15 protein-coding genes are annotated in these 16,119 nt (G+C 34.7%); 8 read left to right on the plus strand and 7 right to left on the minus strand.

The window, feature by feature from the left end; all coding sequences use genetic code 11:
* Window positions 1-212 precede the first annotated feature (212 nt).
* From EMTOL_RS15685 to EMTOL_RS15695, 3 genes are all read right to left on the minus strand, one after another.
* Window positions 213-1,547, minus strand: coding sequence for an NAD(P)/FAD-dependent oxidoreductase (locus tag EMTOL_RS15685; RefSeq protein ID WP_015030289.1), 1,335 nt, complete (start codon window positions 1,545-1,547; stop codon window positions 213-215).
* 47 nt (window positions 1,548-1,594) lie between these two features.
* Window positions 1,595-2,596, minus strand: a complete 1,002-nt coding sequence (locus EMTOL_RS15690; protein WP_015030290.1) for a 4-hydroxyproline epimerase — start codon at window positions 2,594-2,596, stop codon at window positions 1,595-1,597.
* A gap of 124 nt (window positions 2,597-2,720) precedes the next feature.
* A complete protein-coding gene (locus tag EMTOL_RS15695; RefSeq protein WP_015030291.1) occupies window positions 2,721-3,626 on the minus strand; it encodes a dihydrodipicolinate synthase family protein in 906 nt (301 codons plus the stop codon).
* Between the two features lie 300 nt (window positions 3,627-3,926).
* Here EMTOL_RS15695 and EMTOL_RS15700 point away from each other — a divergent pair, with 300 nt between their 5' ends.
* The gene (locus EMTOL_RS15700) at window positions 3,927-4,781 is read left to right on the plus strand and encodes an AraC family transcriptional regulator (protein ID WP_015030292.1); all 855 of its coding nucleotides are present in this window, start codon (window positions 3,927-3,929) and stop codon (window positions 4,779-4,781) included.
* A 168-nt stretch (window positions 4,782-4,949) separates the two neighbouring features.
* On the opposite strand, the gene EMTOL_RS15705 is transcribed toward EMTOL_RS15700, so the two are convergent.
* Window positions 4,950-6,230 carry an NAD(P)/FAD-dependent oxidoreductase gene (locus EMTOL_RS15705; protein WP_015030293.1) on the minus strand — a complete coding sequence of 427 codons (1,281 nt, stop codon included), beginning with the start codon at window positions 6,228-6,230 and terminating at the stop codon, window positions 4,950-4,952.
* Between the two features lie 270 nt (window positions 6,231-6,500).
* Between EMTOL_RS15705 and EMTOL_RS15710 the strand changes: the two genes are divergently transcribed.
* Together EMTOL_RS15710 and EMTOL_RS15715 are read left to right on the plus strand one after the other, a co-directional pair.
* A complete protein-coding gene (locus tag EMTOL_RS15710; RefSeq protein WP_052315433.1) occupies window positions 6,501-7,970 on the plus strand; it encodes a CCA tRNA nucleotidyltransferase in 1,470 nt (489 codons plus the stop codon).
* Window positions 7,971-7,975: 5 nt separating this feature from the next.
* Window positions 7,976-8,182: a hypothetical protein gene (locus tag EMTOL_RS15715; protein WP_015030295.1), complete on the plus strand. Its 207-nt coding sequence runs from the start codon at window positions 7,976-7,978 to the stop codon at window positions 8,180-8,182.
* A 21-nt stretch (window positions 8,183-8,203) separates the two neighbouring features.
* Here the strand turns inward: EMTOL_RS15715 and EMTOL_RS15720 are convergent, their stop codons facing one another.
* Together EMTOL_RS15720 and pyrF are read right to left on the minus strand one after the other, a co-directional pair.
* Window positions 8,204-9,484, minus strand: coding sequence for a DUF2851 family protein (locus tag EMTOL_RS15720; RefSeq protein WP_015030296.1), 1,281 nt, complete (start codon window positions 9,482-9,484; stop codon window positions 8,204-8,206).
* A gap of 69 nt (window positions 9,485-9,553) precedes the next feature.
* Window positions 9,554-10,393, minus strand: a complete 840-nt coding sequence (gene pyrF / locus EMTOL_RS15725) for an orotidine-5'-phosphate decarboxylase (protein ID WP_015030297.1) — start codon at window positions 10,391-10,393, stop codon at window positions 9,554-9,556.
* A 162-nt stretch (window positions 10,394-10,555) separates the two neighbouring features.
* Here pyrF and rfbC point away from each other — a divergent pair, with 162 nt between their 5' ends.
* Together rfbC and EMTOL_RS15735 are read left to right on the plus strand one after the other, a co-directional pair.
* Window positions 10,556-11,098: a dTDP-4-dehydrorhamnose 3,5-epimerase gene (gene rfbC / locus EMTOL_RS15730; RefSeq protein WP_015030298.1), complete on the plus strand. Its 543-nt coding sequence runs from the start codon at window positions 10,556-10,558 to the stop codon at window positions 11,096-11,098.
* A 205-nt stretch (window positions 11,099-11,303) separates the two neighbouring features.
* On the plus strand, window positions 11,304-12,077 hold the full coding sequence (locus tag EMTOL_RS15735) for a tyrosine-protein phosphatase (RefSeq protein ID WP_015030299.1): 774 nt from the start codon (window positions 11,304-11,306) through the stop codon (window positions 12,075-12,077).
* A gap of 5 nt (window positions 12,078-12,082) precedes the next feature.
* On the opposite strand, the gene EMTOL_RS15740 is transcribed toward EMTOL_RS15735, so the two are convergent.
* On the minus strand, window positions 12,083-12,853 hold the full coding sequence (locus EMTOL_RS15740; protein ID WP_015030300.1) for a UDP-2,3-diacylglucosamine diphosphatase: 771 nt from the start codon (window positions 12,851-12,853) through the stop codon (window positions 12,083-12,085).
* 228 nt (window positions 12,854-13,081) lie between these two features.
* Here EMTOL_RS15740 and EMTOL_RS15745 point away from each other — a divergent pair, with 228 nt between their 5' ends.
* The 3 genes from EMTOL_RS15745 to EMTOL_RS15755 all read left to right on the plus strand — a co-directional run bounded on the left by EMTOL_RS15745 (window position 13,082) and on the right by EMTOL_RS15755 (window position 16,082).
* Window positions 13,082-13,450, plus strand: coding sequence for a response regulator (locus tag EMTOL_RS15745; RefSeq protein WP_015030301.1), 369 nt, complete (start codon window positions 13,082-13,084; stop codon window positions 13,448-13,450).
* 111 nt (window positions 13,451-13,561) lie between these two features.
* Window positions 13,562-14,326 (plus strand): MBL fold metallo-hydrolase, encoded by a 765-nt coding sequence (locus tag EMTOL_RS15750; RefSeq protein WP_015030302.1) that lies wholly within the window; start codon window positions 13,562-13,564, stop codon window positions 14,324-14,326.
* A gap of 64 nt (window positions 14,327-14,390) precedes the next feature.
* Window positions 14,391-16,082 carry a VRR-NUC domain-containing protein gene (locus EMTOL_RS15755; RefSeq protein ID WP_015030303.1) on the plus strand — a complete coding sequence of 564 codons (1,692 nt, stop codon included), beginning with the start codon at window positions 14,391-14,393 and terminating at the stop codon, window positions 16,080-16,082.
* Window positions 16,083-16,119: the final 37 nt, after the last annotated feature.

Raw genomic sequence — 16,119 nt, forward strand, 5'->3', positions numbered from 1 at the left:
TATTAAAGATAGTTTTTGATTTTATTGTTACAAATATCAAGCAATATAGCTTAAAAAAACATTTTTTGAAAATCTATCATGGATGATGTATAATCAAGATAATTTGTCTCATTCTTAATGAGTTATGAATGAGTATAAAAAGAAAATCCTCTCCAAATCATTGAGATTTAAAGAGGATAAAATTTATTTAAAATAATTTATGATTCAATTAATCAATCATATCTTTCAGGATTATAAAGGCTTATATCAATACTATTTTTTTCATTATCTATGATTTCTTGAACTAACTTACCAGTTGCGGGAGCAAGGCTAAGGCCCATCATGGCATGTCCAGAGGCAATGATTAAGTTTTTATAGCTATTGGTTCGTCCGATGTAGGGTAAACCATCGGGAGAACATGGACGAAGTCCATACCAAACTTGCTCTTTTTCAGGCATTTTGATATCATAATTCGGGAAAAAGTTTGGCACTGCTTTGATGATTCCTCGCACTCGATTCATATTGATTTCATCATTGATTCCACCAATTTCCATTGTTCCTCCAAAACGAATCAAGTTATCAGACATTGGCGTAATAGCTACTCTCGCTTCTAACAGAATTGAAGGAATATTTAGTTTTTGACCCTCATTTTGCTGGTAGGTTACACTATAACCTTTACCTGCTTGCATGGGCAAACCAATATTAAGCATTTCTGCTAAATTAGGCGACCAAGAACCAGTAGCGATAACTAAGTTCTGAGTTTTAAGTTCTAAATTCTTAGTTGAGTTTCCTGCTATTTGCTTAACTTTTATTTTGTTTATCTCCTTTTTTTCAAATTCAAAACCTGTTACTTCAGTATTATAAAGAAACTTTACACCCTTATTTATAAGGTAAGATTTCAAATTCTTGACCAACTGGTTTGGGTATAAATGGGCATCGCCAGTATAGAGAATTGCTCCTGCAACATCGGGTTTTACTTCAGGTTCGAGTTTGTGTAATTCTGCTACTGAAAGAATTTTTGTTTCAAGACCTAATTCTTTTGCCTGATGTGCTACTTCGACCTCCTCCTCAAAAGAGTGTTCAGTTTTACAAAGCATCATTAAGCCTTTTTCTTCAAAAGCAAAGTTAAATGCTGCATCTTTAGATAAGTCTTGATAAAGTGCTTTGCTCAACAAACTAATATCACGAAGGGCAGGCATTGCACGTTCAACTTGCTTTTTGTTGGCTGCTTGATAAAATTTCAAACCCCACGAAATTAAATCTACACTCAAGCGTGGTTTTACATAAAAGGGACTTTCAGCGTTAAACATCCAACGAATACCTTTTTCAATCATACCCGGTACAGCCAAAGGAATAAAATGGCTCGGAACAATCATTCCTGCATTGCCCATCGAACAGCTATCATCACCATTTGTTCGTTCGATGATTGTTACTTCATATCCTTTTTTACTCAAGTAATAAGCTGAAAATAAGCCAATTACTCCACTGCCGATGATGGTAATATCCCTAGTCGACTTTTCAGAATGACCTATAAGAGAGTTTTCGGTATTCTCTATTATTGCTTTCATATTCTAATTTAATATTTTAGTATTTCGCAACCCTTTAGGGCTTGGGGTTAAATCACCTGAAAACCAAATGCATAGGGGTCATCTTGGTCATCAATAGTTATGGTATTATTACCATAAATTCTTGCCCAACCTTCGATACTTGGATAGATTGCATCAATATTCCCCACTTTTGTTGTTCCTTCAATTCGACCGATAAACTTGCTACCAATGATGCTTTCATGAATAAATTCATCGCCAGCTTTGAGTTTGCCTTTGGCTGCCCATTGTGCCATGCGAGCCGAAGTCCCGGTGCCACAAGGCGAACGGTCTATCGCCTTATCGCCATAAAATACTGCATTTCGAGCAGTTGAAGTAGGGTCAATTACTTTTCCTGTCCATTCAATATGACTTAAGCCATTGATTGTCGGATTATCAGGGTGAACAAAAGTATGTTTTTCATTGATTCTTTCGCGTAGAACTCTTGCCCAAGCAATTAATTGGTCAGCTTTAAAATGTTCTAAACCCGGGAAGTTTTCCTGTACATCAACAATGGCGTAGAAGTTTCCACCATAAGCTACATCAACTTTTAACGTTCCCAAATCTGGACATTCGACTTCAATATTTTCTGCAGCCAAAAATGACGCAACATTGGTCAATTTAACTGATTTTACTTTGTTGCCTTCTTGCTTATACTCAATTAGAACTAAGCCCGCTGGTGCTTCCATTCGAACAAAACCTGGCTTTTTAGGTTGAATTAGTCCATGTTCGATGGCTATTGTAATCGTACCAATCGTGCCGTGCCCGCACATTGGAAGGCAACCCGATGTTTCGATGAAAAGTACTGCAACATCATTTTCGGGGTCATGGGGTGGGTATAAAATACTTCCCGACATCATATCATGCCCGCGAGGTTCAAACATTAAACCTTTACGAATCCAGTCATATTCTCGTAGAAAATGCTGACGTTTTTCCGACATATTTTTACCCTCTAAATTGGGGCCACCACCTGCCACTAAACGTACAGGATTACCGCAAGTATGAGCATCAATACAGAAGAATGATTTTGTCATAGTTAATAGATTTTTTTAACTGTGAAACAGACTAGTTAATCTATTGATTATCAAAGTGTTAAATAGTCGGTCCCACAGTTTGTTATTCACACACCATGCATATTAACAAAAAAGTGTAGGGATGTTAGATTTGTGGTAAAACTGGTCTTGTTGCTAAAGAATCGTTGATGATTTTCAAGATTCTTTCTCTTTCTTCACCTGCCAATGGTAAGCGTGGTTCACGTACCCATTCGGTGCCAAGTCCAGTAGCAACTTGGGCTAATTTAATATTTTGAATGAATTTAGTTGACACATCTAAGTGCATCAAAGGGAAGTGCCAACGATATATTGCACGAGCTTCTTCGTAGCGTCCTTGTTTTACTAATTCATAAATTACGACGGTTTCTCTTGGGAAAGCATCTACCAAACCTGCTACCCAACCATCGGCACCCATGACAAGGCTTTCATAAGCTAAATCATCAACTCCTGACATTATTTTGAAGCGACCACCAAATTCATTAATGATATCTGTCATATAACGAATATCACCAGTTGATTCTTTCATAGCCTCGAAATGTGGATTCGCAGCTAAATCATGAAACATTGGTATCGAAATAAAATTTTTGTAAGCCAATGGATTGTTATAGGCCAATACAGGCAAATCAGTGGAATCGGCTACACGGTGAAGATAATGAAGAATTTCACGTTCATCAGCCGAATAACGCATCGGAGGTAATAACATAAAGCCATCTGCACCAGCTTGTTCGTAGGTTTTAGCGATAGCTACTGCTTCACGAGTAATGCACTCTGCAATACAAATAACCAATGGAACTCGTCCAGCAATAGTTTTCTTTGCCGATTCAAGCAAGGTTAGTTTTTCATCAGTTGTAAGGGTTCCGTTTTCTCCCAACGAGCCACAAATAATAATTCCATGAACTCCTGCCTCGATTTGTTTTTCGATGTTGAAGTTAAACATATCTAAATCAAGGCTTTCGTCTTGAAAAAAAGGAGTCGTTACGGCAGGATATACGCCAATCCAAGATGGTTTCATATTGCAAAGAGTAAGTGATATAATTAATTAATGATAGAATTTAGAAAAAAATACTCTTTTCTAAATTAATAAGACAAAATTAGATGTTAGAGAAAATAAAAACTTATCTTAAATTCACTAATAGTTATACTAAATTATTCATTTTTTATGAATAAATCTTAATATTGAATAAATTAGTATTTAATTGCTTGTGGTCTTTGAACAACATCCCCCTTACTCTTTTCATATAGGGATTTTTTATACGAGAACAAAACTCTCCCCTATAATGGGAGCAGGGGGATGTAATAACGTAGATTTAAAATGAAACCACTATTATTCAGAATACCCAAAACCGAAACCGAATCATTTCGTGTGCAAGTTGATGATTTACCCTATTTCTATGATACACTGCATTTTCATCCTGAATGGCAAATTACGCTTATTCTTGAAGGTACTGGTACGCAGTTCGTGGGTGATAATGTTGAGCGTTTTCAACCTTATGATATTTATTTTTTAGGAAGCAATCTGCCTCATGTTTTTAGAAATGATTCTGAATATTATTCAGAAAGCCTAAGAGCACACTCTATTTCGGTTTATTTTAGAGGAGATTTATTAGGAGATAATTTCTTCGACATCCCCGAAACACAGCATTTGAGACACTTACTTACGGAAGCTTCAAGGGGAATCAGAATTAGGAATTATGAGGCAAATGAGGTGACTAATCTCGTAAAATCAATCGAAAATAAGCAAGGATTTGAAAAACTTATGATTTTCTTACAAATACTCAATGAGATTCATTTATCGGCGAACAAAGAATTTTTATCGAGTGTTTCTTATCAAAGTCCACAAAAAGAAGTTGATAATCAACGAATTAATGCAGTTTTTGAGTTTTTAATGAAAAATTTTGAGCGAGAAGTTTCTTTGGAAGAAATCTCTGAAATTGCCAACATGACACCCAATGCCTTTTGTAAATTCTTCAAACTGAGAACCCGAAAAACTTTCTCCGATTTCTTGAATGATATTCGCATTGGTCATGCTTGCCGAATGTTGCAAAGTAATGAAAAAAGTGTGTTGGAAATCTGTTTTTCAAGCGGTTTTAATAATGTCTCTAATTTTAACCGACAATTTAAAAAACGAATGAAAATGTCGCCAAGAACTTATTTAAAGCAGTTTTAGTATTTGTAGGACAAGTTTTTAACTTGTCAAATTAGCAAAAATGGATTTTTTTATCTTTCTTGATTTAATATATGAATACGAGTTTCAGGAAACCTGCTAAGCTTGACAATCATAAAATCATTGAAAGTTACTTCAACAAAAAAGGCAAGTTTGAAACTTGCCCTACAATTATTGTTTTATTTTTGGTTTAATAATTAACCTTAGTGATTGGTCATATGTAATATAATTCCAAAGCCAATTGATAAATACCATTACTTTGTTTTTTACACCTAAAATGGCCATTAAATGCACAAACATCCACACATACCAAGCAAAAGCACCTTGAAATTTCCAGAAAGGTAAATCTACCACTGCCAAATGCCTTCCAACCGTAGCCATCGAGCCTAAATCATTATATTCAAAGCCAGTTGGTTCTTCTTTTCGCATCATTTTAAAAAGGTTTTTAGCCAAAAGTTTACCTTGTTGAATAGCTGGCTGAGCAACCTGTGGATGCCCATTCGGGAATTTAGGGTCGCCACTCATTAATGCAATATCGCCTAAGGCAAAAATATCATTAAAGCCTTCCACTTGATTAAACTGATTGACTTTCAGTCTATTACCTGGTCCGTAGGCTTCTTTTGCAAAACCTTCAATTACGTTTCCTTTGATACCCGCCGCCCAAACAACATTGTTGGTTCTGATTTTTTCTCCACTTTGTGTGTAAGCATATTTTCCATCAAAATCTGTAATTCTCACACCATTTCTTACGATTACACCTAAGCGTTCGAGGTATTCTTTACTTTTTACAGAAGCCTCATCCGACATCACTTCCAAAACCTCTGCTGAAGAACCAAATAAATAAATCTTCATTTGATTAAAGTCCAATTCAGGATAATCCTTGGGCAAAATCAAACGTTTCATTTCAGCCAAAGTCCCCGAAACTTCCACTCCAGTCGGGCCAGTACCCACAACAACCATATTCATTAAGCCTTCTCTTGTATCGGCATCAGTAGCAGTAAGAGCATCTTCAAGGTTTTGTAAAACCTTGTTTCTCAGATAGATAGCCTCCGAAACAGATTTCATGGGCATAGCATTTTCGATGATATTTTGCATACCAAAGAAATTGGTATCGGCTCCAACCGCAATTACCAAATAATCGTAGCTTAATTCACCTAATTCAGTTGTCAGAATTTTTTGTTCGGTATTTACTTGAGTTACCTTCGTAATTCTGATATGGACATTCTTTTTGCGTTGAAAAATCTTTCGGAGTGGAAAAGAAATCGAACTCGGTTCGAGGCCAGCCATAGCTACCTGATAAAAAAGAGGCTGAAATTGATGGTAATTATTTTTATCAATTAAAACAATTTGTACGTCGTGTTTGGCGAGCTGTTGTGCAAGAGCTAATCCACCAAATCCCGCACCAATAATGACGATACGAGTTTGGTTTGTTTCAGGAATATTGGGAGTCATGTTTGAGGTTTGTTTTGGATAAAAATGGCGATTGAAATCGCTCTCTAATCGAACAAAGGATATATTATTTTAAAACGATTATAATCTTGGTGCTTTTTGTATTTTTCCTCTGTTCAAATAGTTAGTAAATTTATTCACTGACTTTATCTTATAAGCCTCAAATTTACATTTTTTGCTTTGTTTTCCTTAGCTTTTCTGCAATATTTCAGTCGAAATTGTTTAGGTCTTCAATCCTTTGTACCTTTGCAAACAGAACTACCAATTTTGACATTGAATTTTAGAGAAAGTTTACAAAAAGACCCAATTTTTGAAGTAATCGCCAATGCCGCAAGCGATTTAGAAATTGATGCATATGTGATTGGCGGATATGTACGAGACCTATTCCTCGACCGACCAAATAAAGATATTGATGTGGTTTGTTTGGGAAGTGGTATCGCTTTGGCTGAAAAAGTAGCCAGTAAATTAGGCGATAATGTGTATGTGAGTTTTTTCAAGAATTTTGGTACTGCCCAAATTAAATCGGGCGATATAGAGATTGAGTTTGTGGGTGCAAGAAAAGAATCGTATCGTTATGATTCTCGTAAACCTTTGGTAGAGGATGGTTCATTAGAAGACGACCAAAATCGCAGAGATTTTACGATTAATGCTTTGGGTATTTCGCTTAATAAAGAAAATTTCGGGCAACTCATTGACCCATTTGGTGGGGTAGAAGATATTAAACGAAAAATTATCCGAACACCGCTCAACCCAGAAATTACTTTTTCTGATGACCCGCTCCGTATGATGCGTGCTGTGAGGTTTGCCTCTCAATTAGGATTTGATATTGATGGTCCTACTTTTGATGCAATTTCGTCTATGAAAGACCGCATCGGAATTGTTTCCCAAGAGAGAATTACCGATGAATTAAATAAGATAGTTTTATCAAAGACACCATCTTACGGTTTTAAGTTGTTGTTTTATACTGGGTTGCTCCAAATTATTTTTCCTGAATTCTGTGAGCTTCAAGGTGTTGAAACTCATGATGGAAAAGGCCATAAAGATAATTTTTATCATACTTTGCAAGTGCTTGATAATGTGGCGATTAAGTCTAGTGATTTATGGTTACGTTGGGCGGCAATCTTGCATGATATTGCTAAACCTGCTACCAAACGGTTTCATCCAAAAATAGGTTGGTCATTTCACGGACATGAAGAATTAGGAGCTAAAATGACTCCCAATATTTTCCGTAAACTCAAATTACCACTTGATGGTAAAATGAGAATGGTTAAAAAATTAGTGCGTTTGCATCTGCGTCCAATTGCCTTAGCGAAAGAAGGCATTTCTGATTCTGCATTACGCCGTTTATTGTTTGAAGCAGGTGAAGACTTAGAAGCTTTAATGATTTTGTGTAGAGCAGATATTACCTCAAAAGATTCTAATAAAGTAAGAAAATACTTAGCCAACTTCGATAAAGTTGAGGAAATGCTTGTTGAGTTGGAAGAAAAAGATAAACTTCGTAATTTTCAGCCAGTTATTACTGGTGAGATAATCATGGAAGTTTTTGATTTGAAACCTTCAAGAGAAGTGGGAACCATAAAACTTGCCCTTCGGGAGGCAGTTTTGGAAGGCATCATTCCCAATGAATTTGGCCCTTCTTTTGAGTTTATTTTAAATGAAGGAGCAAAACTTAACCTTAAGCCTGTAAAAACAAAAGAAGATGTAAGATATTTAACAGAAATACCTAAACTCGAAAATAATTAACTGATATGAATGACGGAACTAAATTTAAAAGAATGTTAGGTGGTATCCTAGCTGGAATGGGACTTTTGCTATTGTTGTTTGCTTGTGTAGCTTTTATGTCAACGAATGATACAGTCATGGGTTTGGCTGTAAAAGGTGCAAGAAAAATCGCTCCAGCAGTATTAGGTATCATATTATTAGTATCTGGTGTTTCGATGGTAAATCGTACTTAAGATGTTTTTCTCAAACCCTCCTCATTCGGGAGGGTTTTTTAGTATTTCTACTCCAATATTGCATTGTAAACACTGCTTTTTTGTACAAAAACTATTGTAAAGCTCAATACTCGCTTGTGAATCGAAAGCTGTTTTGATGCTTAAACCCATATTCTTCCAAATATCACAAATACTATTTTCTTCGGCGGGTAAATTTTCTAAAAAGTTGATACACCGATTTATTAATTCATGATTTCCTATCTTTTCTGCGTAAAAAGCCAACAATGGGATAGCAGTATTAATTATAATGTTATTGATAGAACTTATACCCAGACCCAATAATTTTTTATTGGAAGTCTTACCAAAGTTAAAATGTTCTTGCCAGTAAGATGATTGCTCAATTTTTAATGCATTACGTATTTCTTCAATCGAATTACTTTGAGTAAATAGTGAGAAAAAACTCTGTTGTTGCGTGACTAATTTAGCCAGTTGTGCCAATCTGATTGTGGGGAAATTTGCCGGACGTGTACGTAAAAACTTCCATTCGTATGAATTCAATTGCCTTGCTTTCAAAGAGAACTTTATGGCAAAGAATTCATACTCTTGACTTAGTTTTTCAGCATATTCATCATAAATCTCAATTAAACCAGCTTGCCCAAAAAACATAGACTCAATTTGAAAGAGATTATCTCGATGTTTTTGTAGCACTTTTAGCGGAAGGTTTTGAGCGAGCCTAAGAAAAACATCAGAGTTGAGTTTGAAACCAAAGTTTCTCGCTAATAATTGGTAAGCTGTTTCTTCCCAATCTCCTTTATTATTTTCAAAAAGTTCATTTACAATGGCTGCTTTTTGTTGTAGTCGTTTGGTCAGAACCTTATCAAGCATTGCAAATTTTGATAAGTCAGACACCTTCGAATATGCTTCCTGACAAGGGATTATTGATTGATTATCAATTAAATACTGATATTTATTAATAAGTTCAAAGTCTGTAATTGACTTCAATTCTAGGGTTGGAATCAAACTACCATCTTGTCTAACAATAAGCTGGTTATTTTCCCAAACTACATGGAGAATCACATTGTTGTAGGCTTCATCTTCTTGGTGTTTATGAACTTTCCAATCTGAGGATTTTATATGAATTTCTACATTTCCGACCCATTCTATTTCATTGATTAATATTCTTGCATTAATAAAATCTGGACCAGAATTGGTATTATAGAATCCTGTTTTTAGAACAGTAATCGTATCCTTAGTTGAAGTACGTAAATCTGATTTTTCAAATTGTTGAAATTGCCATAGGTAGTGCAGAAATGCTTCGTTCATAAAAAAGTTAGTGGGATAATTTTCCAAATTGTTGGATTAGTCGAACAATTTGGAAAATTTGAGCAAAAATTACAAATACATTTGTAAATATTTTGCCATTTCTTCTTGCACTAATTGAGCTTCTTGGGCTGCAACTTTTGCAAAGTCATCTCCAGAAGAAGCATAAATAATTGCTCTTGAAGAATTAACCAGTAAACCACATTGTTTATTCATTCCATATTTTGATACCTCTTCTAAGCTTCCTCCTTGTGCCCCAATTCCCGGAACGAGTAAGAAATGTTCAGGTGCTATTTCTCTGATTTTAAGTAGTTTATCTGCTTTTGTCGCACCCACTACATACATCATTCGTTCGCTATCAGCCCATTTCTGTGAAGTTAAAATTACTTGTTGGTATAGATTTTTTATTTCAGATTCCTCACTATTGACTAATAATTGCTGAAAATCATCACCACCATCATTAGATGTAAGAGCTAAAAGAATTACCCATTTCCCTTCAAACTCTAAGAATGGAATAACAGAGTCGCTACCCATATACGGAGCAACCGTTACCGAATCAAAATCTAATCCAGAAGAAGATTTGTCAAAAAATGTTCGAGCATAAAGACTTGAGGTATTCCCAATATCTCCACGTTTGGCGTCTGCAATCGTGAAACATTCTTCAGGAATGTATTCAATCGTTTTTTGAAGACTTTCCCAACCTTTAGCTCCCAAAGCTTCGTAGAATGCAATGTTTGGCTTGTAAGCAACGGCAAACTGAGCAGTAGCGTCTATGATTTGGCGATTAAATTCAAAAATTGGGTCTTTTTCTTTGAGGAGGTGCGAAGGTATTTTTTTGATATCGGTATCAAGACCTACACACAAATAAGAGTTTTTTTGAGTAATTTGCTCGAAAAGCTGTTGTTTTGTCATTATCTACTGATTTTTGAGCAAATTTCTATAATTTATGTGATTTAATCAGAAAAATAAAATGATTTTATTTACTAAATATTACTTTTGTAGTGAAAATATAAATACCTATATCGTACAGTAAATCCAAATATAAATTATTCTACTCAAAAATTAACCATCATAATGGAGTTTAGAAAAACAAGTATCGAAGGACTTATCGAAATATTTCCTAAAATTTTTGGCGATGCCCGTGGTCATTTCTTCGAATCATATAGACACAATATTTTTGCTGAAAACGGAATTCCTTTTACATTCGTACAAGATAATCAATCATTTTCTACTGCTGGAGTTTTAAGAGGTTTACATTTCCAAAGCCAACCTTATTCTCAAGGAAAATTAGTTAGGGTTATTACTGGAAAGGTAGTTGATGTTGCAGTAGATATTCGTCCAAACTCGCCAACTTTTGGAAAATACGAACGTTTTGTTCTCGATTCAAAGTTGCAAAATATGGTATTTATTCCCGAAGGTTTTGCTCATGGCTTTGCTGCTTTAGAGGATTCGATTTTTACCTATAAATGTACAAATATTTATAATAAAGCCGCAGAAGGTGGAATTATTTGGAATGACCCTGATTTGAATATTGATTGGGGAATTACGAATCCGAACGTTTCGGAGAAAGATTTAGAATTACCAACATTCAAGGAGCTTATTTCGAAAGGTTTTTAATGTTATGCTATCATAAATTATACCAAAATAGTAATTTAAGTAAATAATTACTGCAAAATCATTTATAGCAAGCGTATACTACCGCTTGCTATTTTTATTTACCGGAGTAGGTATTTGGCATGGTCTTGGGACTCATCAGCTAGTCAACACCCTAATTATTTTAGGGTGTTGATTGAAACCAAAGAAATCAATAAAACCATCCATAATGTTTAAGTCGATATTTAGAAGGGGCGATTTGAGTAAAGAAACTAATACTCAAAATAGCCACTTGAGAGTTGATATACACGCACACTTACTCCCACAATTAGATGATGGTCCTACTGATATAGAGCAGAGTATTGAGATTATCCAAGAAATGTATGATATCGGTTATCGTAAGCTTATACTAACGCCACATGTAATGTCTGGGTATTATAATAATACAACAGAAGGCATACTCAATTCTCTTCAAATTTTAAAATCTACACTTTTACAGCAAAATATTCAGATGGAGCTGGAAGCTGCCGCTGAATATTATGTTGAAGATAATTTATTTAGATTAATCGAACGCCGTGAGGTTCTTACTTTTGGCGGAAGTAGGCAATATTTGTTATTTGAGGTTTCGTTTGTTTCTAAGGTTTCTTGCATTATTGAAGCCGCCACCAAAATTAGACAAGCAGGTTACACACCTGTATTAGCTCACCCTGAAAGATACATAAGTTTACAAGATAAAAATATCATAGAACGTTTGATCCTCAATGGGATTATTTTTCAGCTAAATATAGGCTCGCTAACAGGTTATTATTCGAAACAAGCTCAGGAAATTGCGGAGTTTATCATCAGTAAAAATCTAGCAGTTTTTTGGGGTACAGATTGTCACAGTTATAATCAGTTACAAAGCATCAAACAAACTTTTAAACTGAATATTTTCCAAGAAGCAATGAAACAAAATGTATTGAATAATTCATTACTCGGTGAAAGGCTTATTTCTTACGCTTAAGAAAATCATTCTTTAGGTTGATAATTATGTAGTTGCATTTTTTCACCATCAAAAACAGCATAGCTATAATGCCATATCCAATCGCCTAAGTTGAAATATTTGGCATTTGATGAAATATCCATTTCGACTACAGTATGACGGTGACCGAAAACATAAAAATCATGGTGATTTTGAGCTTCTATTCTTTTAGAATACTGCACTAAATGTTCTTTTTCCTCTCCTTTGAATTGTTCAGGTTTACGTTTCTTTTTCCAACTGTTTTTTGTCCATAAAAGTCCAAGTTTCATTCCGAGATTAGGGTGCATGATTCTGCCGAACAAAAATCTTGGTAATTTTCCTTCAAAAATTACTTTCAAAATTTTGTAACCCATGTCATCTGCACCAAGGCCATCTCCATGACCCACATAAAATGTTTTTTGATTAAAAGTAAAAACTCGGGGTTTTCGTATGGTTTGAATTTTAAGTTCAGTTTCGAAGTAATCACTCATCCACATATCTCGATTTCCTAGAAATATAATTATTTCGATACCCGAATCTGATAATTCAGCGAGTTTCCCTAAGAATCTAACCGAGCCCTTAGGGACAACATATTTATATTCATGCCAAAAGTCAAATAAATCACCAACGAGAAAAATCACTTCCGCATCGTGTCGGATGTTCTCAAGCCAATCAATGATGATACGTTCTCTTTTCAGACTTTCGGCAGGGGAAGGTGCTCCTAGATGAAAATCTGAAGCAAAATATATTTTTTTTCCAGTGGGAATTATTCGATTCATTGGAAGTTTTAAAAATCAATAAAATTTCAATTTGAACACGAATCAAGCAAAATTTTATGAATATTTTAAGTAAAAAGTAAAAATTTGTTCAAATAAGACTTTTTTTCGTACTTATTGATAAATGTTTAGAAATTATCCATAGTTTTGATTTTGTAGAACTTCATCTTTCCTTATATTTACACCAAAATCTATCAGGACCATTTTATTTAAAACACTTTTTCTTATCCAATGAAACGAGTATTAATTGCCGAAGACAGCTCAGTGATTCAAAACTTAGCCAAAAAGATTTTGGAATTTCAAAACTTTGAAATTACTGCCGTGAAAAATGGCGAACAAGTGATGCAATTGCTCGATAAAGAAGATTTTGACATCTTATTGCTAGACATCAATATGCCTATTATGGATGGTATGGAATGTGTAAAGGCTATTCGTCAGCTCAGTGACTCTAAAAAATCTCAACTTCCAGTTGTGGCTATCACTGGCAATGCAAAAAACTATACAGATACTGATTTCAAAGAGGCAGGTTTTAATGATGCTTTAATGAAACCTTTGAATTTCGATAGATTAGTTGATGTTGTTAAAGGACTTACTGAGTAATTTTTTTTAGTGGTTTGCCACCTCTTACAAATAAGTAAATGATAGAATATCTTGTTAGAATTTATTTGAACATCCATTCTATCATTTACTTATCTATATATTCAAACTAAAATGCAAGTAACTTTTCTCGGAACAGGTACTTCAGGCGGTATACCGGTACTTACGTGTGGGTGTGAGGTTTGTAATTCGTTAGACTACCGTGACAAACGCCTTAGAGTATCGGTTTGGATTGAAGTTGATAATAAAAGCTTTGTAATTGATACTGGCCCCGATTTTCGCCAACAAGCCCTTAGAGAGCGAATCCCTCACATTGATGGCGTAATTTATACGCACGAGCACAAAGACCATACTGCTGGTATGGATGATATTCGACCTTATAATTATCTTCACGGGATTCAACATTTAGATATTTTCGGACATCCAAGAGTTTTAAATCAACTCAAAAGAGAATTCGCTTATGCTTTTGATGAACAAAAATACCCGGGCGTTCCTCTAATTAATGTTCATGAAATTGAAAATAAACCATTTTCAATCAAAGGTGTTGATTTTCTACCTATAGAAGTATTACATCATCGCTTACCAGTATTAGGCTATCGAGTTAATGATTTTACTTATATCACAGACGTAAACTTTATTTCTGAAGAGGAACTTGAAAAAGTTTATGGTACTAAAGTATTAGTTTTGGGTGCTCTTCAACGACAAAAACATATTTCGCATTTTACGTTGGAAGAAGCTATTGAAGTGGCCCAAAAAGTAAATGCTGAAACGACTTATCTTACGCACATCAGTCATAAAATGGGCTTTCATAGCATAGTTGAGCAAGAGTTGCCTTCAAATATTAGACTTGCCTACGATGGTTTGAAAATAAAACTATAAATTATCTGACCGAACCAAAATGTGTTAGTAATAGTTTTTAGATTGATTCTCATGCTCAAAAAAAGTGATTCAAAACGAACTCCCACCCAAATATTACCTCGAATATTTCAACTATGTTCTTGATTTTGTTCAAGAAAAGTACCGTCATATCCTCAATGAAAATGAATGGCGTTTCCTTCGGAAATACTACTGTTTGAGTGAAGATGCTCAATGTCTTTTTATTCGCTTTACGAATAGGAGAGGGCTTTTCTTTCGAATAAATAAATTGTCTTACGCCGAATTGACTGATATTCCTGCACTTTTAAATGAATTATTGGAGCGTGAGTTTATCGAAAATTTAAAGGCAAGCAAACACGAAACATTTAGCAAGGAAATTTTGGGTATTTTGAATGCTAAAGAATTAGTTTCTCAATTTACGGACTTGTCTAAAGAACAGAAAAAACTAAAAAAAGATGAACTCGTAGAGGCAATTCTCCAAACTTTCCCGTTTGAATTTATCGTTGAAAAACTTAATGCTTTAGAGCCTATCATAAAAGTTTGTTTTGAGTTTGAAACAACTTTCATGAAGTTCTTATTTTTTGGAAATCGCTATCTTGATATGACTGAGTTTGTGGTAAGAGATATGGGATTAATCCAATATGAAAGTCATGATGATGATAAACTCGTAGCTCGTTTTAATACACGTAAAGATGCCGAAGATAAATGGTTAATTACAGACCAAAATGAATTATTTAACCAGCTAAAAGAAACGGCTCCGCCACTAGAAATATACGATTGGTTTATGAATTTTGCTGAGACTACCCATGAATTGAGTGAGGTGGCCAAGCCTTCATACGAGCGATTAATAATAAAGGTGGCTACATTCTTAGAAAGAAGTAAGCTTTTAGATGAAGCTCTTCAAGTTTATCGACTTACAGAACAAGTCCCTTCCCGAGAAAGACAAGTTCGTACTTTACAAAAGTTAAATCATATTGATGAAGCTTTTTCGATGTGTCAACAAATGATTGAATATCCGAAGAATGCCGATGAAAAATTTTATGCAATTGATTTTTTGAATAAACTCAACACAAAAAAGAAAACTAAAAAAAGTACAACTTCTTGGTTGCATCAGGCAGAGTCTATTACCATTTCGCGTGAGTTTAGGCACCAAGTTGAAATGGGAGTAGTTGATTATTACCAACAAGAGGGTAAATTGGCGGTTTTTTCTGAGAATCATCTTTGGCGTGCTATTTTTGGATTAGTTTTTTGGGATATTGTTTTTGACCCGAGTTTGGTGGCGTTTCACCACCCATTCCAAAGACGCCCATCCGATTTATATTTACCTGATTTTTATGAAAAACGTAAAGACATTATACTCAATCACTTAGATTCGTTTAGTGATGTACAAGATTTATTGGTTTATATGGGCGAACGATATGAATCAAAAAATGGCATTGCAAACCCTTTTGTAGTTTGGATAGATGAAATTTGGTTACTTGTACGGAAAGCGGTAGAATTGATAGAATTTGAAGCATTGAAGAATATTCTTCACGAAATGTCGAAAAATTTAGTAGAAAATCTGCGTGGGTTTCCTGATTTATTTATTTGGGATAACGATAGCTATTGTTTTGTAGAAGTAAAATCACCTACCGATAATCTTTCAAACCAACAGCTTTCATGGTTACAGTATTTTGAAAACATTGGTGTACATGCAAAGGTACTACGTGTTTATTGGAAAGAGAGTAATACAGATGTAGATATAGAGGCTATAAAATAAGAAAACGCAAAAGTGAATACTTTTACGTTTTGTGAAA

This window comes from Emticicia oligotrophica DSM 17448, from assembly GCF_000263195.1.
In the GTDB taxonomy this organism is placed as follows: domain Bacteria; phylum Bacteroidota; class Bacteroidia; order Cytophagales; family Spirosomataceae; genus Emticicia; species Emticicia oligotrophica.